The sequence below is a fragment of the Pseudomonas sp. FW305-20 genome (assembly GCF_058788075.1).
Genome location: NZ_JBYTAJ010000016.1, coordinates 122,293 through 138,490, shown reverse-complemented (window position 1 = coordinate 138,490; position 16,198 = coordinate 122,293). Strand labels below are relative to the sequence as shown.

Genomic DNA, 16,198 nt, shown 5'->3' with positions numbered 1-16,198 from the left:
CCCCATGTGAGAGTAGGTCATCGTCAAGATTAAATTCCGAAACCCCTATCTGCGTATGCAGGTAGGGGTTTTGTTTTTGTCCGCGGGAAAGTGCCTTTCAGTTAAAGCACAAATTTGCACAGTTATTTTCGATCCATGACACTAGAATAGGTCCAACTTTTTCGGAGCCAGAGCCTTTATGCCAGAACCGGTTGACGCCCCAGGGCTGTCAGAATTACCGCTGGACGACTTGGTAGCGTGTCATGAGTGCGATTTGTTGATGCGCAAGCCCGAACTCGCCCATGGCGAGAAAGCCCTCTGTCCGCGCTGCGGCTACGAGCTCTACGCCCATCGGCATAACGTCGTACAGCGCAGTCTCGCGTTGGTTCTCGCCGCTCTGTTGTTGTACATCCCGGCGAACTTTTTACCCATCATGGAGCTCCATCTACTCGGGCAGTCATCGCACGACACCGTCTGGAGCGGCGTTGTTGGCCTTTTCGATACCGGAATGCAGGGCGTTGCAGTCGTGGTGTTTCTCTGCAGCATGGGAATCCCGCTGCTCAAGTTACTTTGCCAACTGGTTGTACTGCTGAGTATTCGTTTTGATATCGGACGCAGTTACGGCCTGTTGCTCTACCGCATTTATCACCATTTACGCGATTGGGGGATGCTCGAGGTCTACCTCATGGGTGTACTGGTGGCGATCGTCAAACTGGCAGATATGGCAGCAATTACCGTCGGGTTTGGCCTGGTGTGCTTCATCGGTTTGTTGTTGGTTCAGGTCTGGTTGGAGGTGGTGATGTCGCCCCATCAGATCTGGCAGGCTTTATCAGGAGAGGATGCCCATGCGGGCGATTGATGCAGGCATTCTGATTTGCGCCGAATGCCATGAATTGAACAAGCAGGAAGCCGAAACCGACGAGCAGGTCTGCACCCGTTGTGGTGCGCTGGTTCACGCCCGTCGTCCGAACAGTGTGATGCGTACCTGGGCGCTGCTGGTGACCGCCGCGGTTCTCTACATCCCGGCTAACGTGTTGCCGATCATGACCGTCAGTTCACTGGGGCAGGGCGATCCCAGCACCATCATGTCCGGTGTGATCCAACTCGTTCAGCACGGCATGATCCCCATCGCCGCCGTGGTTTTTATCGCCAGTATTCTGGTGCCAACATTCAAATTGGTGGGCATCGCACTGCTGCTGTTTTCCGTGCAGCGCCGCCAACCCCTGTCGGCTCGCCAACGTATTTGGATGTACCGCTTTATTGAGTTCATTGGCCGCTGGTCGATGCTCGATATCTTTGTAATCGCCATCCTGGTGGCGGTTGTGAATTTCGGACGGCTTGCCAGCATCGAAGCCAATCTTGGCGCCATCGCTTTCGCCAGTGTGGTGATTCTGACGATGCTTGCCGCAGTAACTTTTGATCCCCGACTGATTTGGGATAACACGGAGTCGGACGACGACCATGACTGATTTGCCTACAGCAAAAACCCGACCGGCCTCGAACTGGTCAGCTATTTGGGTGTTGCCCCTTATTGCCCTGATCATCGGCGGCTGGCTTGGCTGGCGAGCCTATAACGAGACCGGCATCGAGATTCAGGTGCGATTCGAAAGCGGTGAAGGCATTCAGGCCAACAAGACTGAAGTCGTCTATAAAGGTATGTCGGTCGGGAAGGTAAAGACCCTCAAACTCGATGACGAAGGTGCCTCCAAAGGCGTAATCGCTACCATCGAGATGAACAAGGACGTGGAGCCATACTTGCGGACCAGCACCCGTTTCTGGCTGATCAAGCCGAGTGTGACACTGGCCGGCATCACTGGCCTGGAGACACTGGTCTCGGGGAACTACGTCGCAATCAGTCCGGGCGAAGGCGAGCCGACGCGCAAGTTCAAAGCCCTGGCTGAAGAGCCGCCGCTGTCGGACGCCCAGCCCGGTCTCCACTTGACCATCAAGGCTGATCGTCTCGGTTCACTCAATCGCGGTAGCCCGGTGTTTTACAAGCAGATCAAGGTCGGCCAGATCAAAAGTTATCTGCTGTCCGAAGACCAGAGCACCGTCGAACTCAAGGTTTTCATCGAGCCCACCTACGCCAAACTGGTGCGCAAACACACGCGTTTCTGGAATGCCAGCGGCATCAGCATCGACGCCAACCTGTCGGGTGTGAAAGTGCGCAGCGAGTCCCTGGCCAGCATCGTTGCCGGCGGTATCGCGTTTGCCACGCCGGAGAACCGCAAGGACAGCCCGCCCACCGACCCGAGCCTGCCGTTTCGTCTCTACGAAGATTTCGATGCGGCGGCGGCCGGTATTCGGGTCAAGGTCAAACTCAGCGACTTCGAAGGCATGCAGGCGGGTCGCACACCGGTGATGTACAAAGGCATCCAGGTCGGCAATCTGAAAGCGCTCAAGGTCGATCCTGATCTATCCAGTGCCACCGCCGAATTGACCCTCGATCCTCTGGCCGAAGATTACCTGGTCGAAGGCACCCAGTTCTGGGTGGTCAAACCGTCGATTTCGCTTGCCGGTATCACCGGTCTCGAAGCGTTGGTCAAAGGTAATTACATTGCCGTGCGTCCCGGGGACAAAGGCGCCGCACCGCAGCGCGAGTTTGTCGCACGGCCGAAGGCACCCCCGCTCGACTTGCGTGCGCCAGGATTGCACCTGGTGCTGTTCACCGAAAACCTCGGCTCGCTGGAAGTCGGCAGCCCGATTCTCTACAAGCAGGTCAAGGTCGGTTCGGTCCAGAGTTATCAGTTTTCCCGCACCAAAAAACAGTTGGTGATTGGTGTTCACATCGAGAAGGAATACGAAGGGCTGGTCAACGCCTCGACACGGTTCTGGAATGCCAGCGGCATCACGCTCACCGGCGGGTTGACCGGTGGAATCCAGGTCAAAAGTGAGTCGCTGCAAAGCCTGATGGCTGGCGGCATTGCCTTTGAAACCCCGGAAGCCAAGGCGCCGTTGCAGAAGCGGATTCCACGTTTCCGTTTGTTCACCAGTCATGATGAGGCGACGCAAAAAGGCGCCGTGGTGACGATCAGGGTTGATCGCGCCGATGGCCTGCACAGCGGCACACCGATTCGCTTCAAAGGCCTGGATGTTGGCAAGATTGAAGACGTCGACCTCAGCGATGACCTGCAGTCGGTGCTGCTGACTGCACGAATCACCGAAGTGCCGGAGCGTATCGCCCGGGTCGGCAGTCAGTTTTGGGTCGTCAAACCTGAACTGGGTCTGATCAAGACATCCAACCTGGAAACGCTGGTCACTGGCCAATACATCGAAGTAGAACCGGCCGCGAAAAACCTCGGTCCGCAGAAGAACTTCGTGGCCCTGAGCAATCCACCGGAAACCGCTAAACAGGAAGCCGGTTTGAGTCTGGTGTTGAGCGCTGCTCGCCGTGGTTCGCTGAAAACAGGTGTGCCGGTCACTTATCGCGAAATCACCGTGGGCAAGGTGACAGGCTATGAACTCGGCCAGACGGCGGACCGTGTGTTGGTGCACATCCTGATCGAGCCGAAGTACGCGCCGTTGGTGCGCAGCGGCACGCGTTTCTGGAACTCCAGTGGTTTTGGTTTTGATTACGGCTTGTTCAAAGGTGCGACGATGCGTACCGAATCGCTGGAGACCCTGATTCAGGGCGGTATCGCTTTCGCCACACCGGACGGCGAGCGCATGGGCAGCCCGGCGCGACCTGAGCAAACGTTCCCGCTGTTCGATAAGTTCGAAGACGAATGGCTGACCTGGGCGCCGAAGATTTCAATCGGTAAATAACGGGAAATTATTTGGGTGTCTGTGATGGCGCTTCGCGAGCAGGCTCGCTCCTACAGAGATGTGCTGTGAGCGCAGAATGTGTGTCTGGCACTTATACAATGTGGGAGCGAGCCTGCTCGCGAAGAGGCCTTGAAACTCACTGAAAGGCACCCATGAAAAAGGCCGCGATCCATTGGATCGCGGCCTTTTTTAATGCCTTCGATTAATGCAAATCAGACGGCATCCAGCTCCGGCTCATCCGCTTCAACATTAACGGCAGCCTTCACCTCATCGTGACGACGAATGTACTTCCAGTCCGCCTCGTCGATGTAGATCCCGTTCGGCCCGCTGCCACCTTCCAGGTCGATGGCGACACTGGCGCAGACCTGCGGTTTCACACTCGCCAGGATCGGCACGAAGCCCAGTTGCAGACTGGTTTCCAGCAGCGCTGCCTGGTTCTTCTCGTCGATGTCCGCTGCCTCGTCGAGGTAGTACGGCAGGCGCACGCGACCGGCCTGGTCACGGTCCATCAGGTGCAGCAGCAAGTACATGTTGGTCAGCGCCTTGATGGTCATGGTGGTGCCGTTGGATGCCGCGCCGTCGATGTCGGTGTGAATCACCGGCTGGCCGTTGACCTTGGTGATCTCGAACGCCAGCTCGAACAGGTCCTTGAGGCCGAGCTGGTTGTGATTCGCCGCCACCAGCCGCGCCAGGTATTCCTTGGCTTCTTCGTTCTTGTTGTCCTGATCGGCGCTTTGGCTCAGGTCGAAGACCGAAAGGGTTTCACCTTCTTCGTACTGGCCGGCGCTGTGGATGATCTGGTCGATGTGCTTGAGCGCTTCCTTGTTCGGCGCCAGCACGATGCGGAAGCTCTGCAGGTTCGAGACCTGACGCTTGTTGATCTCGCGGTTGAACAGCGCCAGTTGATGCTCAAGGCTGTCGTAGTCGCTACGGATGTTGCGCAGGGTCCGGGCGATATCGGTAACGGCCGCGCGACGGGCCTTGCCAAGGGTCAGGGCTTCGTCGGTACGGTGTGCGTAAGCGTTGATCAGCAGTTGCAGGCGGCGCTCCATGTCGTCTTCGCTGTCGAACTTGGCCACACCCTTGAGACGGACCTGAGCGTACAGCGCCTCGATCTGACCATCGCTGCGCTGCAAACCCTGCCAGCTGTCCTGATAGTCGTTGAGCAGCGGCAGCAGGTTGTCCATGGAATCGTCGATCGGGTCCATGAACGGCGTACCGAACGGCAGGTCTGCAGGCAGCAGCTGACGGCGGCGCAGGGCATCGTCGAGGGTGCGTTGCTTGGCCTCCATGTCACCGATCTGCCGGCCGACCAATTGCAGCTTGGCCGACAGTTGCTGGACGCGTTCGGTGAAGGCGTCGCTGGAGCGTTTCAATTCCTCCTGAGCGGCTTCCATCTGTGCCAATTGCTCAAGCTTGTCGCCTTCCTCGGCGCTCAGGGTTTGCGCGCGGCGGAAGTCTTCCAGGGCTTTCTGCGCATCCAGCACTTGCTGGTACAGCGCTTCGGTCTGGGTCTTGCTCGCGGCGCGGTCGGCGGCCACGGCAGCTTGAGTTTTCAGTTGCTTGAGTTCTTTGTCCAGGCGCTCTTTCTGATCGCGCAACGCCGCGCGGTCAGCCAAGGCTTGCAGCGCCGGCGGCTCGATGTGCGAGATGTCGATGGACAGGCCCGGTACTTCGAAGCGCTCGCCTTTGAAGCCATCAAGAATCAGCTCCATGGATTTGACCCACTGACCGTCCTCGTCCAGCGTAATACCGTGTTCGCCCAGCGGAAGGCTGAACAGTGCGCTGTTGAACAGACGCATCAGGCGCTCGACATCCTGTTGCGAGAATTCCTCGCGCAGACGGGCGTAGCTGTTGTTGTCGGCGTGATCGAGTTGCTGCTTGACCGACTTCAGGCGTTTTTCCAGATCCCGCAGACGCTCTTCCAGGTCTTCGGCAGAGAACTGTCGCGACTGCGCCAGCGCACCGGCGAGTTCATCGTGCGCGTCCTTGGCCGCGAGCAGTTGCTGCTCCAGGACTTTGACGTCATCGACCAGCGCGAAGCGATGCTTGAGCACCGACAATTCGCCGAGCCAGCGCTGGATGCCGGTGATTTCCCGCTCCAGACGCATCAGCTCTTGAGTGCCGCCGCGTTGATCGTTTTGCAGTGCGTCCTGCTCGTTGCGGTAGTGCTCGGCCTGAATCGTCAGTTCTTCCTTGCGCGCACTGGCGTAGTCCGACCAGGTGCCGAGCAGGGAATCGAGTAGCGGCGAGATCCGGTGCAGTTTGCCGCGCAGGATATTGCGCTGGGTCACGCCTGCAGCAAGGGCTTCGACCAACGGGCCGGCGGTGACCAGAGAGTTGTAGTCCTGCTCCATGCGTCGTACATCGCGGAACGCTTCTTCGCACGCGGCGATGTAGTCGACGCTACCGGAACGCAGGCTGTGTTCGAACGCATCGAGGAACAATTGCTTGAGCTTGGCCGCGGTGATTTCGCGCATGTGCAGCAGGTTGATGAACAGTGCGCGGAAGGTCTTCAGGCTCTGCTCGCTGGTGGAACGCAGCGGAATAAGCGTCAGGTCCAGCGGGATCGAGGTGTGACCGCCGACCAGCAAGCGACGCAATTCATCAGGTTTGAGTTCGTAGGCTTTCAGGCCTTCGCGCTCAAGGTTGGTGAACAATTCTTTCTGACGCAGGCAGGTGTCGTTTTTCTGGTAATGGGCCAGGTCCAGTTTGCCGGCGTAGGCAAAGAACTGGTGACCGAAACCACCGCCCGGGCCGCGACCGACCACACCAATCACATGTGGACCGTGGGGCAGCGAGACTTCGACCAGGATGTAACTGGTGTCCGAGGCGAAGTAGAAGCGCCGGGATTGTTCCAGGCTGTACTTGCCGAAACTCATGTCCGACATGCGCGCCAGGATCGGGAACTGCAAGGCGTTGATCGAGGCGGATTTACCGAGGTTGTTCGCGCCGTAAACCGACAGCGGTTCTTCCAGAGGGAACAGGCCGAGGCTGTAACCGGCGGTGTTCAAAAGGGCAAAGCGGCGAATGCCGTAGCGTTCCTTGCTCATGCGTCGGTCTCCTGTTCTTCGGCAATGGCGCGGGCCATGGCGTCTTCTTCGCTTTCTTCTTCGAAGTCACTGAGGTCTAGCGGATCATCGGTTTGCAGCAGCTTTTCGTCGCTGTCGTCATCGATCAGCACCGGAACCGGCAGAGGCAAGACGCTGTGCAGGCTGGCGGCCAGATCACGGTCCTGCTGGACCGACAGGCAGACATCGAGGAAACGGTGCATCGGCGGCAGGAAACGATAGATGCCATTTTCTTCACCGGCAAAACCGAGCTGAGTCATGCGGCGCATGATTTTTTCTTCGAGTTCTTCGACGGTCTGCACTTCGGCCTGGATAAACAGGTCGCGGTATTTCTCCAGCAGCGATGGCAGCTCATCGCGGCCGAGGCTGCCGCCGTCGAGCACGGCGACCGGGTCGCGGCCCTGATCGGCCAGATGTTCGACGAGGATGAAGGTGAACAGCGCCAGGCGTTGCGCGGTCTTGTTCACCGCCGCCGCGGCGAGGTCCGGGACGAAGTAGTAGAAACCGCGGGTGTCGCAGACCAGTTCAAAGCCGAGTGCCTTGAACAGCGTGCGGTACTGGTCCTGGAAGTTCGACAGTTGCGCGTACAGCTCCGGGTCGCGGCGGCTGACGTGATAGCCCTTGAACAGCTCGCGAAAGATCGGCGCCAGCTGGGACAGTTCGTTTAGATCAAGATGCATGTGGGATGCTCGCAGAATCCTCGGCGGTGTCGCGGGCCGAGAGCAGGGCGAAGGAGCGCAGGCTGACCTGATGCTCATGAGTGTGGTAGTCGCGGCGTTCCAGACGCTCGCGTGTGAAGCGCTTTTCCCGCGACAGGCGCGAGAACCAATAAAGCAATTCGTCGGTGGCGCCGTCCGGTTCCTGCTCCAGTAGCCAGGTCATCAGGTCCGGCATCGGCAGGGCGTCTTCGCAACGTTCGAGCATTTCCCGAACCGTGCGTGGCGCGCGCGGCGCTTCGCCTTTCTGAGTCTTGTGGGCCTTGGGGAAGCGCGCCGGTTTCGGCTCGAAACGGGCCAGCGCATAAACGTAGGCTTCGACCTGACTGGCACTGCCAAGGAAGGTGCTTTGCGGGCGGGTGAACATCGGCATCGCCGCTTGTGGCACCGCATCGATACCTTTGCGACGAATGGCCGACAAGGCCAGCGCCGCGCCACGGGTCACGGCGTTGTGTCGACGGGCTTCTTCACGCAGCGGCAGCAACAGCTCGCGGGCATGACGCAACGTCAGCTGGGCGCTGGTCTGCATTTCGAGGATGCGCGCGTGGGTGCGCAGCAGCATGTCGTCATCGACCAGATGGCCGAGGCGTTGCTGCTCGGTGAGCATTTTCAGCAACACGTTCTCGACCTTGCGCACGCCTTGTTCGAAGGCGCCGTCGGCGTTTACCAACTGAATCATCGGCTCGACGTATTCGTCCCAGGTCGCCAGTACTTCAGCGTAACGCTGACGCAGGGGAATCTGCCGGTCGCTGGTCTTGGCGCGCTCGGCGACGGCCACCAGGGCCTGTTCGTCGTTGGCGAGTTTTTTCAATACATCCCGTACGCGCATGTCGAGCAGGCGCAACTGGCGCGCCAGGTCGTGGCCGTCGCGGATGTCGAAGGCGTCCTGGATATAACCGGCCAGGCGTTCGAGGTGGCGCAAATAGGCTTCGATTTCCAGGCACAGGCCCAGACGGTGCTCACGGCGCAGGTAGGCGAGGAAGTCGTGGATCTGCGCGTTGAGCTCGAAACGGTTCGGGCTTTTCGCCACGGGAACCAGAATGTCGAGGCGGATCCACACGTCCAGCAGGCTGGTGATGTCCTGCGGCGTACTGTCCAGTTGCTGGGCGGCCAACTGTGAACGCAATTCGTTGAGGCTCAAGGTGCCTTGGTCGAAGTGCTCGCACAGTGGCTCCAGAAGTGCCCAGTGTTCAGCGAGGGCGCGCAAGACGCGCTTGGGTTCGATCATCGGAATGGCCGGCTGGTTGGCGATTAAAAGTCGCGATTGTACTGCATCAAGCCCGTTGCGATTCACTCTCGGGACGGACAGTTGGCTTTCTATCGATCAAGCGTGGGCGATCTTGAGCGAAGGGCGGTAGAATCACCGCACTTTAGTTATCCACAAGTGGCCGACCTTTGCTTATCGAGTCCCGTCGTCGCGCTTATTTGACCGCCATGCAGGTGGTCAACTGGCTGCCGCGCACCGAATTGCCCTTTGCTGCGCCCTCGCGCCCTGAGTTGCTGGAGATGCCCGAGCCGTTGGTCGTCGCGCCGGTTGCTCCGGTTGCGCCCGCACCTGTGGCTGATTCGCCCGTGGAACCGCTGGTCAAACCGGCCGAGCGGGTGAAAATCGAGGTGCCGCGGCCATCGTTGGCCAGCACGCGCACGAACGCCAAGGTTGAAGAAGAGGCCGCTCCGGTCGTGGCCAGGGCGCCCGTCGTGCCGCCACCGCGTTTCGCCCTGCAATTGTTGCGGGCCGGGCGTTGCCTGCTGCTGGTGGAGTTACCCACAGGCGAATCGTTCCAGACCCGCGACCCTGCCTATCTGTTGCTCAAAGACATGCTGCGCGCCGCCGGCCTGCCGGACAGCCCGCAGATCGTCGGCGAGCCGGTGCGTTGGCCGCTGTTGTCTCGGGGCACCATGGATCAAGGCCCGGAAGCGGCTCGCGACTTCGTGCAAGGTTTTCTCTCGGCCCGGCTGGAAGACGCACCGTGCGTCTGCGTGTGGCTGATCGGCCTGCCGGCGGTGCGTTTCGCCGGTGAGGCGAACGCCGAATCCTTCAACCGTGAACTCCAGGTCGACGGCCTGGGCTCGGTCTGGGCCCTGCCGGGTCTGGAATTATTAATGGAAGAGCCACAGCGTAAGGCTGATGTCTGGCAAGCCATGCGTCGGCTGATGGCGCGTTGGAAAGAATCGAATGAGTGACGCTGTATCGTTCCGCCCGATGACCGAGGCGGACCTGGACGCTGTACTGAAAATCGAATACGCGGCTTACAGCCATCCCTGGACGCGCGGGATTTTTCTCGATGGGCTGGGTAAATATCAGATATGGCTGATGTTTGAAGGCGAGCAGCAGGTCGGCCACGGGGTGGTGCAGATCATCCTTGATGAAGCGCATCTGCTGAACATCACCGTCAAGCCGGAGAACCAGGGCCGTGGCCTGGGCTTGACGCTGCTGGAGCATTTGATGTCCCGGGCGTATGACGCCAAGGCGCGGGAATGTTTTCTGGAAGTGCGCGACAGCAACCGTGGCGCGTTCAAGTTGTATGAGCGTTATGGGTTTAACGAGATTGGTCGGCGGCGCGATTACTACCCTGCGGTGGGTGGGCGTGAAGATGCCGTGGTGATGGCCTGCACTTTGGTCGATTGAGCTACAGCGAATGTGGCGAGGGAGCTTGCTCCCGCTGGGCCGCGAAGCGGTCCTGAAATTTTACGACTGCTTCGCAGCCGAGCGGGAGCAAGCTCCCTCGCCACAGATCAACGATTACCGTCCATCGGATCCCGCCGCGCCAGTTCCTCTTCATCCAGCCCGTTCCCTCCGCCAATGTCGTCTGCATCGACAATGCTCAAATCCCAATCGGCCTGGCCCCCTTCACCCGCTTCGTGGGCGTCCCGTGCGCCGTCTTCACGGATCAGGGTTTCCGGGCTCATGTCGTCGTCGGTAGACTCATGGTCATCGGTCGAGGCCCCGGTCATGCCGGCTTCACGTACGCGTTCGCGAGGCATCAGGCGTTCACGCTCCGTTTGCGTCAGCTCGTCGCCGATTTTGGCGCTGGGTTCTTCCTCGTCGAAATCCAGCTCATGCATCGAGCCCATGCGGTCTTCGTTGTCATCGATGGGCTCGGGTTGAGTCGCATCGAACGGACGTCGTGAATCAGTCATGGCAATTCCTCATACTGTAGGCCTTACTAGGGTGGACCCTCTGGGCTGCTGAGAATTCCTCCGGCATGGAAAACCGGGTATCTGCATCTGGCGCGTGACCCCGACAGAGGGTTGTCTGTCATAGAAGCGCATCATTCTCGAGGCTTCATTGCATGAACGAATTACAAGATCTGATTGATAACAACGAGCGTTGGGCTGACGCGATCACCAAAGAAGATCCTGATTTCTTCGCCAAGCTGGCCCGTCAGCAAACCCCGGAATACCTGTGGATCGGTTGCTCCGACGCCCGGGTGCCGGCGAACGAGATCGTCGGCATGCTGCCCGGCGATCTGTTTGTACACCGTAATGTGGCCAACGTAGTGCTGCACACCGACCTCAATTGCCTGTCGGTGATTCAGTACGCAGTCGATGTGCTGAAGGTCAAACACATCCTCGTGACCGGCCACTATGGCTGCGGCGGTGTGCGCGCCTCAATGCAGGACCGTCAGCTGGGCCTGATCGACGGCTGGCTGCGCTCGATTCGCGATCTCTATTATGAGAAACGCGAGGAGCTCGCCAAGTTGCCCACTGAAGAAGAGCGGGTCGACCGCCTCTGCGAATACAACGTCATCCAGCAAGTGGCCAACGTCGGGCACACCAGCATTGTGCAAAATGCCTGGCATCGCGGGCAGAGCCTGTCGATTCACGGCTGCATCTATGGCATCAAGGACGGTCGCTGGAAAAGCCTGAACGCCACCATCAGCGGTTTCGAGCAATTGCCGCCGCAATACCGTCTGCGTCCGGTCGAGGCGTTGTAACGACCCTTCAGCATGGACTTCGCCGGCGCCAGTGTTGAAGAAACAACTGGCCGTCGGCGTTCGGCGATTCATCGTAGCCGGTGATCCAGCCACGGCAGTCGAATGAGCCGCACTGGCAGGCGAACTGACGCATGAGTTTGTCTTCGGTAGAGGCGTAGTCCATCGTCAGTCGATCGCCTTTTTTGATGTCCTTCAGCGCCCACAACCATAGCTCGCTCATGTCGAGAAATACGTTTGGGTCGCAGGAGTGTCGCAGCAGCCCGCAGAAGCGCGGGTCATAGACATGGATGCCATGAGCCAGTTGCCGGGTATGCCGACAGCGATACGGCAGCAGGTGCCCCGACGCCCGACAAATTCGGCTGATGCGTGGAAAGTCCCGAAGCACTGCGACGGCTGCCGCCGATCCGTGGGTGTTGTCGATAATCTCGAAGTCGGCCCTGGAGGGGAATCCAAGGCGAACGGGCAGCTCCGCAAATGGATAAATCCCATCGGGTGGTTGTGCAAGCGTGTCGTGCGCGGCGTGGGTTTTCATAACGATCCTTGTCGGCTGGGTGCTGCGAACTCTCCATCAGCTGACGATCCTGTCAGCCCTGCAGCACATGGGTGCGATTCAAGCCTCTCGCAAATGAAACGGCGGTTCTACTGTCATAACTGACAGTAGAACCGCCGTTCATCGTTTTATAGCGCCGGGGCAGGGATCGCGGTCTCGGGGACCGGTGCTTTCAGCTGTTTGAGCTGAGATTTGATCGGCGCCGTTGCGCACTTGGCCACGGCTTTGTCGGGCGACAGGTTGCGAATCGAGGTGTAGAAAAGCTCGCAGGTTTTTTCTGCCTGGGCCACTTGCCAGGTTTGGGTGCAACTTCTCAGTTCAATGTCGGGATTAGTGTCCGGTTGGCGGCCCATCGCGGCCTGCCAGCACGCGGCACTCAAATCCTGGCCCATGACTTTAAGGCCCGCCGTGTCGGCCTTGGCCTGGGCATCTTTGCCGGTATAGCTTTCCGGGTCGGCGGCGTACCAAATATAGCTTGGGTGGTTGGAACCCAGAACGGGCACTTTCACCCCGTCGCTCGGACTGATGCTGACCAGGCCCAGCACGTTCACGGTCGGCCCGTATTGCTGCTTGATCCAGTTACGCACCGGCGCGCCGAAGGCGACCATCGGCAACGCCGCACCACTGGCGTTCTGGCTGAGTTGCTTGACCATGGTGGTCTGGTAGTCCTTGAAGTAGTCGTAGACGCCTTCCAGATCCTTGCCAGCGTTGGATGGCGCGGCAATCGGTGCAATGTCGATGATGGTCTGGTAGCCCGGCGTCTGGTCGGCCGGAATTCCGTTGACAGTCAACAGTGTGGCCCAGCGATCGGTGGTGGCGGATCGCAGGTAATCCTGAGCCTGGGTCAGCGAATAGTCGGGTGGGAAGTGCAGCAGTTCAATGCTTTTGCGGTTTTCCAGGGCCATGCCCAGTGGCAGGAACAGATACCAGCTGTAAGCCCACTTGCCATCGGCATTCAGCTTGCTGGCGCCGGTATAGGCCAGATCACCGGCATCGAGTAACGCCGCCAGCGGTTTTTCATAGCTGCGGGGTACCCCGGTGATTTCGGCGTAGAGCTGATTATTATCGGTTTTGACCAGCACTTTCGCCGCGCTGTAACCATCGCGCTGCACGCTTTGGGTCAGGTAATGCTCGACCGTTTGCTCCAGCGTCCAGTTGCGAAAGCAGATCACGTTGCAGTTGTTGGGGTAAGCGAAGAGGCGGGTGACGCGTTCGGTACTGCCCAGCTTCAGGCCGATATCGGCATGGGCGGCGGCACTCAGGGTGAGGGCCGCGAGGGTGAGTGCTGCGAATTTGAACATGCTCAGATCCTTTTCAGCGTGGTCCCGTTGATTGGGGTACGCGCCATACTGGATCAGCGGCGTTACACAGAATAGTGGTTGCGAGTAGTTTTTTTGCGTAAGACCTGCAGTTGGATGCCAGGAACCCTCGGTTATGGAGTCCGGCCCGGGCTTGATGTCTATGGGCCGGATGGAGATTGATGCGTTACAACAGCTTTAGTGCCAGGTGAGTACCGGCGCGCAAGTACTCGACCTGGGCCAATACGGCATCCTTGACGATGGCCTCTCCTGTATCGGTCAGTTTGGCTTTTTTGGCATCGATGATGGACGTTTGCGTCAATTGCATGACTACATCCATCGCTTTTTGAAGGGCGGTCAAATTGTTGTGCTGGCCGAACTCGCGGACGACAGCGTCCATACGGCGATCTGCGTCATCACGCAGCTTTTTATACTCAACGACTGAAACCCTACCGTCCTGGTAAATCTCGTTAATCATCTCTTCCAGCGTTTTCGAAATTAAAGACATGTGTTTGTTCATCCTTGGTCAGTGCTGTCTTGCTTTAAAAAGTGTGTGAGCTGTCGGAGTTTACTCAGCAATTTATAGGTTGGAGATAAGACCTCTCCGGGTTTCATGTCAGGCGCAATCGAACCTGTCCGTAGGATAAATCCAGGCGTTTTTCGAAATTTTACGCGTCCAGGACTTTGGTCTAACGGGTTGTCCGTTGGCGCGTTTGCGTAGACCATGGGCGCCTTGGTTTTTGCCTATGCCAGAGTCCTTTTCATGACTGCCAACACTCACTCGCATCCGGCGCCGTTCACCCGCTCGGATTACAAGACCCTCGGCCTTGCGGCCCTTGGCGGTGCGCTGGAAATCTACGATTTCATCATTTTCGTATTTTTCGCCCTGACCCTCAGCCAGCTGTTCTTCCCACCGGAAATGCCTGAGTGGCTGCGACTGCTGCAAAGCTTCGGGATCTTCGCGACCGGTTATCTGGCGCGGCCGTTGGGCGGGATTCTGATGGCGCATTTCGCCGACCGACTGGGCCGCAAGAAGGTCTTCAGCCTGAGCATCCTGATGATGGCGCTGCCGTGCCTGCTGATCGGCATCATGCCGACCTACGCGCAAATCGGTTATTTCGCCCCGCTGCTGCTGTTGGCGCTGCGAATCCTCCAGGGCGCGGCGGTGGGTGGCGAAGTGCCGAGCGCCTGGGTGTTCGTCGCCGAGCATGCACCGGTCGGGCATCGCGGTTATGCCCTCGGTTTCCTGCAGGCCGGGTTGACGTTTGGCTACCTGATCGGTGCACTGACGGCGACCTTTCTGGCGCAGGCATTCACCCCGGCGGAAATCCTTGATTACGCCTGGCGCTATCCGTTCCTGCTGGGCGGCGTGTTTGGCGTGATCGGCGTCTGGCTACGCCGCTGGCTCAGCGAAACCCCGGTGTTCATGGCCATGCAGGCCCAACGTGATGCGGCCGTCGAACTGCCGCTGCGCACGGTCTTGCGTGAACACCGCTTGGCCATGCTGCCAGCGATGATCCTCACTTGCGTACTGACCTCGGCGGTGGTGGTGTTCGTGGTGATCACCCCGACCATGATGCAGAAAACCTTCAGCATGACCGCCAGCCACACCTTCGCCCTGAGTGCCTTGGGCATTGTTTTTCTGAATATCGGCTGTGTGCTCGCCGGGCTGCTGGTCGACCGCATTGGCGCCTGGCGCACGGTGATGTTCTATAGCTTGCTGCTGCCTTTGGGTATTGGCGTGCTTTATACCTGCCTGATCATCGGAGGCAGCTGGGTCGGTCTGGCGTACGCGGTGGCCGGCCTCGGTTGCGGGGTGGTCGGCGCAGTGCCGTCGGTGATGGTTAGCCTGTTCCCCGCACGGATTCGCGTCTCGGGGATTTCCTTCACCTACAACATTGCCTACGCCGTCTGGGCGAGTATCACACCGTTGTTGCTGATCGGTCTGATGCCGTGGAGCCCATGGATCTGCGTGATCTTCTGCGCGGTGATGGGGACAGTGGGTGTGAGCTGTGCCGCGTATTTCGGGGCGCGGATGCCTAATGTCGGGAGCCGCCGCGTGGCTCCCTGCGCTCAGTGACAGTCGGCGCATTTCGGCGTAGCGGGGGAGCGGAAAAAAGAATGGGCACGCCAACCAGGTTGGGTGCCCATTTTTTTATGGGGTGGCGGATTAGATGACGCGGCTTTGTTGCTTGGCGAAAATCGCCGCTATCTCGGGGTCATCCAGATGATCCAGCATTCTCTCCACCAACAAATGCACACCGTCGGCCATTCGGCTGAGCGCCAGGGCTACGGAGCGGCGGGAACCGTCCACATCGTCGGCGAGGTTGGCGGCGATGGCGCTGATGGACAGCAAATCTTCCGAGGCATTGGCGAGAAGGGTTTCAGGGTTGATGCCCGGGCTGACGCTGAAGAGCTGGCCGCTACGTTTGGGTGGTGGCGGGAAGTGATGGTCGAGGGCGCGCTCGGCGGCTTCGTGAAGCTTGTTCGAATCGAGGGATTCGTAGGGCGATGCCGGATCGGTGTCCGGTGGATTGGGTGTGACCTTGAACATGGTAACTTTTCTATAGTAGGGCCGTGACCATCTCGCGACTAAACGAAAAGGAGGCGGCTGTGCGCAAGTTAGTCGACCGGTAAAGCCACCAAAACCCGGCGCGCCCGAAAGCGCCATGCGCACAGCCACCATCAAGTGCAGGCGAACCTGACTGGATAACACTTGTGCAACCGTTGATGACTAGTCGGGCGACTAAACCCGATCACTGATGGGCAGTGACAGGAACCAAGTTACCGACCGCCCCCAAGGCGCACAAGCCGGCGGATTCTGGCGTAGCCGTAGGCAATGACGCAAGGTGTTGTAGCTTGCAGGAAGTAACCTTGAGCC

General features: G+C 59.1%; 15 protein-coding genes. 7 read left to right on the top strand and 8 right to left on the bottom strand.

Annotation, left to right across the window (positions count from 1 at the left end):
- Positions 1–178 precede the first annotated feature (178 nt).
- Genes AC3WP4_RS16145 through AC3WP4_RS16135 form a run of 3 tightly spaced genes read left to right on the top strand, consistent with a single transcriptional unit; the run spans position 179 to position 3,744 of the window.
- On the top strand, positions 179–838 hold the full coding sequence (locus AC3WP4_RS16145; protein WP_076029750.1) for a paraquat-inducible protein A: 660 nt from the start codon (positions 179–181) through the stop codon (positions 836–838).
- On the top strand, positions 825–1,448 hold the full coding sequence (locus tag AC3WP4_RS16140) for a paraquat-inducible protein A (protein ID WP_074880335.1): 624 nt from the start codon (positions 825–827) through the stop codon (positions 1,446–1,448). Before AC3WP4_RS16145 ends, AC3WP4_RS16140 begins: the two co-directional genes overlap by 14 nt.
- Entirely contained in the window at positions 1,441–3,744 is a 2,304-nt protein-coding gene (locus tag AC3WP4_RS16135) for a PqiB family protein (RefSeq protein ID WP_102615254.1), read from the top strand. Before AC3WP4_RS16140 ends, AC3WP4_RS16135 begins: the two co-directional genes overlap by 8 nt.
- A 212-nt stretch (positions 3,745–3,956) precedes the next feature.
- Here AC3WP4_RS16135 and mksF read toward each other — a convergent pair whose 3' ends face one another.
- From mksF to mksB, 3 genes are read right to left on the bottom strand one after another with little or no spacing between them, the layout of a single operon-like run.
- Positions 3,957–6,797, bottom strand: a complete 2,841-nt coding sequence (mksF, locus tag AC3WP4_RS16130; protein WP_076029753.1) for an Mks condensin complex protein MksF — start codon at positions 6,795–6,797, stop codon at positions 3,957–3,959.
- On the bottom strand, positions 6,794–7,495 hold the full coding sequence (gene mksE / locus AC3WP4_RS16125) for an Mks condensin complex protein MksE (protein ID WP_038981553.1): 702 nt from the start codon (positions 7,493–7,495) through the stop codon (positions 6,794–6,796). The genes mksF and mksE overlap by 4 nt, the downstream gene beginning before the upstream one ends.
- Positions 7,485–8,759 (bottom strand): Mks condensin complex protein MksB, encoded by a 1,275-nt coding sequence (gene mksB / locus AC3WP4_RS16120; RefSeq protein WP_162493964.1) that lies wholly within the window; start codon positions 8,757–8,759, stop codon positions 7,485–7,487. The genes mksE and mksB overlap by 11 nt, the downstream gene beginning before the upstream one ends.
- 206 nt (positions 8,760–8,965) lie before the next feature.
- Between mksB and AC3WP4_RS16115 the strand changes: the two genes are divergently transcribed.
- On the top strand, positions 8,966–9,715 hold the full coding sequence (locus tag AC3WP4_RS16115) for an energy transducer TonB (protein WP_076029755.1): 750 nt from the start codon (positions 8,966–8,968) through the stop codon (positions 9,713–9,715).
- The gene (rimI, locus tag AC3WP4_RS16110; protein WP_074880319.1) at positions 9,708–10,160 is read left to right on the top strand and encodes a ribosomal protein S18-alanine N-acetyltransferase; all 453 of its coding nucleotides are present in this window, start codon (positions 9,708–9,710) and stop codon (positions 10,158–10,160) included. The genes AC3WP4_RS16115 and rimI overlap by 8 nt, the downstream gene beginning before the upstream one ends.
- Positions 10,161–10,267: 107 nt before the next feature.
- On the opposite strand, the gene AC3WP4_RS16105 is transcribed toward rimI, so the two are convergent.
- Positions 10,268–10,672: a serine kinase/phosphatase gene (locus AC3WP4_RS16105; protein WP_102615255.1), complete on the bottom strand. Its 405-nt coding sequence runs from the start codon at positions 10,670–10,672 to the stop codon at positions 10,268–10,270.
- A gap of 152 nt (positions 10,673–10,824) precedes the next feature.
- Between AC3WP4_RS16105 and can the strand changes: the two genes are divergently transcribed.
- Positions 10,825–11,469 (top strand): carbonate dehydratase, encoded by a 645-nt coding sequence (gene can, locus AC3WP4_RS16100; protein ID WP_074880312.1) that lies wholly within the window; start codon positions 10,825–10,827, stop codon positions 11,467–11,469.
- A 7-nt stretch (positions 11,470–11,476) separates the two neighbouring features.
- Here can and AC3WP4_RS16095 read toward each other — a convergent pair whose 3' ends face one another.
- From AC3WP4_RS16095 to AC3WP4_RS16085, 3 genes are all read right to left on the bottom strand, one after another.
- On the bottom strand, positions 11,477–12,001 hold the full coding sequence (locus AC3WP4_RS16095; protein WP_074880308.1) for an SET domain-containing protein-lysine N-methyltransferase: 525 nt from the start codon (positions 11,999–12,001) through the stop codon (positions 11,477–11,479).
- A 146-nt stretch (positions 12,002–12,147) separates the two neighbouring features.
- Positions 12,148–13,320 (bottom strand): hypothetical protein, encoded by a 1,173-nt coding sequence (locus tag AC3WP4_RS16090; protein ID WP_074880305.1) that lies wholly within the window; start codon positions 13,318–13,320, stop codon positions 12,148–12,150.
- Between the two features lie 184 nt (positions 13,321–13,504).
- On the bottom strand, positions 13,505–13,825 hold the full coding sequence (locus AC3WP4_RS16085) for a hypothetical protein (protein WP_074880302.1): 321 nt from the start codon (positions 13,823–13,825) through the stop codon (positions 13,505–13,507).
- A gap of 255 nt (positions 13,826–14,080) precedes the next feature.
- Between AC3WP4_RS16085 and AC3WP4_RS16080 the strand changes: the two genes are divergently transcribed.
- Positions 14,081–15,397, top strand: a complete 1,317-nt coding sequence (locus AC3WP4_RS16080) for an MFS transporter (protein ID WP_102615256.1) — start codon at positions 14,081–14,083, stop codon at positions 15,395–15,397.
- 90 nt (positions 15,398–15,487) lie between these two features.
- On the opposite strand, the gene AC3WP4_RS16075 is transcribed toward AC3WP4_RS16080, so the two are convergent.
- Positions 15,488–15,871, bottom strand: coding sequence for a DUF6124 family protein (locus AC3WP4_RS16075; protein WP_102615257.1), 384 nt, complete (start codon positions 15,869–15,871; stop codon positions 15,488–15,490).
- Between the last annotated feature and the right edge of the window lie 327 nt (positions 15,872–16,198).

What these genes read in the sequence shown, in the direction of transcription:
- AC3WP4_RS16080 (WP_102615256.1), top strand. Translation starts at nt 14,081, where the DNA reads ATGACTGCCAACACTCACTCGCATCCGGCGCCGTTCACCCGCTCGGAT.
- mksB (WP_162493964.1), bottom strand. Translation starts at nt 8,759, where the DNA reads ATGATCGAACCCAAGCGCGTCTTGCGCGCCCTCGCTGAACACTGGGCA.
- AC3WP4_RS16075 (WP_102615257.1), bottom strand. Translation starts at nt 15,871, where the DNA reads ATGTTCAAGGTCACACCCAATCCACCGGACACCGATCCGGCATCGCCC.
- AC3WP4_RS16085 (WP_074880302.1), bottom strand. Translation starts at nt 13,825, where the DNA reads ATGTCTTTAATTTCGAAAACGCTGGAAGAGATGATTAACGAGATTTAC.
- AC3WP4_RS16095 (WP_074880308.1), bottom strand. Translation starts at nt 12,001, where the DNA reads ATGAAAACCCACGCCGCGCACGACACGCTTGCACAACCACCCGATGGG.
- AC3WP4_RS16145 (WP_076029750.1), top strand. Translation starts at nt 179, where the DNA reads ATGCCAGAACCGGTTGACGCCCCAGGGCTGTCAGAATTACCGCTGGAC.
- AC3WP4_RS16090 (WP_074880305.1), bottom strand. Translation starts at nt 13,320, where the DNA reads ATGTTCAAATTCGCAGCACTCACCCTCGCGGCCCTCACCCTGAGTGCC.
- can (WP_074880312.1), top strand. Translation starts at nt 10,825, where the DNA reads ATGAACGAATTACAAGATCTGATTGATAACAACGAGCGTTGGGCTGAC.
- mksE (WP_038981553.1), bottom strand. Translation starts at nt 7,495, where the DNA reads ATGCATCTTGATCTAAACGAACTGTCCCAGCTGGCGCCGATCTTTCGC.
- rimI (WP_074880319.1), top strand. Translation starts at nt 9,708, where the DNA reads ATGAGTGACGCTGTATCGTTCCGCCCGATGACCGAGGCGGACCTGGAC.
- mksF (WP_076029753.1), bottom strand. Translation starts at nt 6,797, where the DNA reads ATGAGCAAGGAACGCTACGGCATTCGCCGCTTTGCCCTTTTGAACACC.
- AC3WP4_RS16135 (WP_102615254.1), top strand. Translation starts at nt 1,441, where the DNA reads ATGACTGATTTGCCTACAGCAAAAACCCGACCGGCCTCGAACTGGTCA.
- AC3WP4_RS16140 (WP_074880335.1), top strand. Translation starts at nt 825, where the DNA reads ATGCGGGCGATTGATGCAGGCATTCTGATTTGCGCCGAATGCCATGAA.
- AC3WP4_RS16105 (WP_102615255.1), bottom strand. Translation starts at nt 10,672, where the DNA reads ATGACTGATTCACGACGTCCGTTCGATGCGACTCAACCCGAGCCCATC.
- AC3WP4_RS16115 (WP_076029755.1), top strand. Translation starts at nt 8,966, where the DNA reads ATGCAGGTGGTCAACTGGCTGCCGCGCACCGAATTGCCCTTTGCTGCG.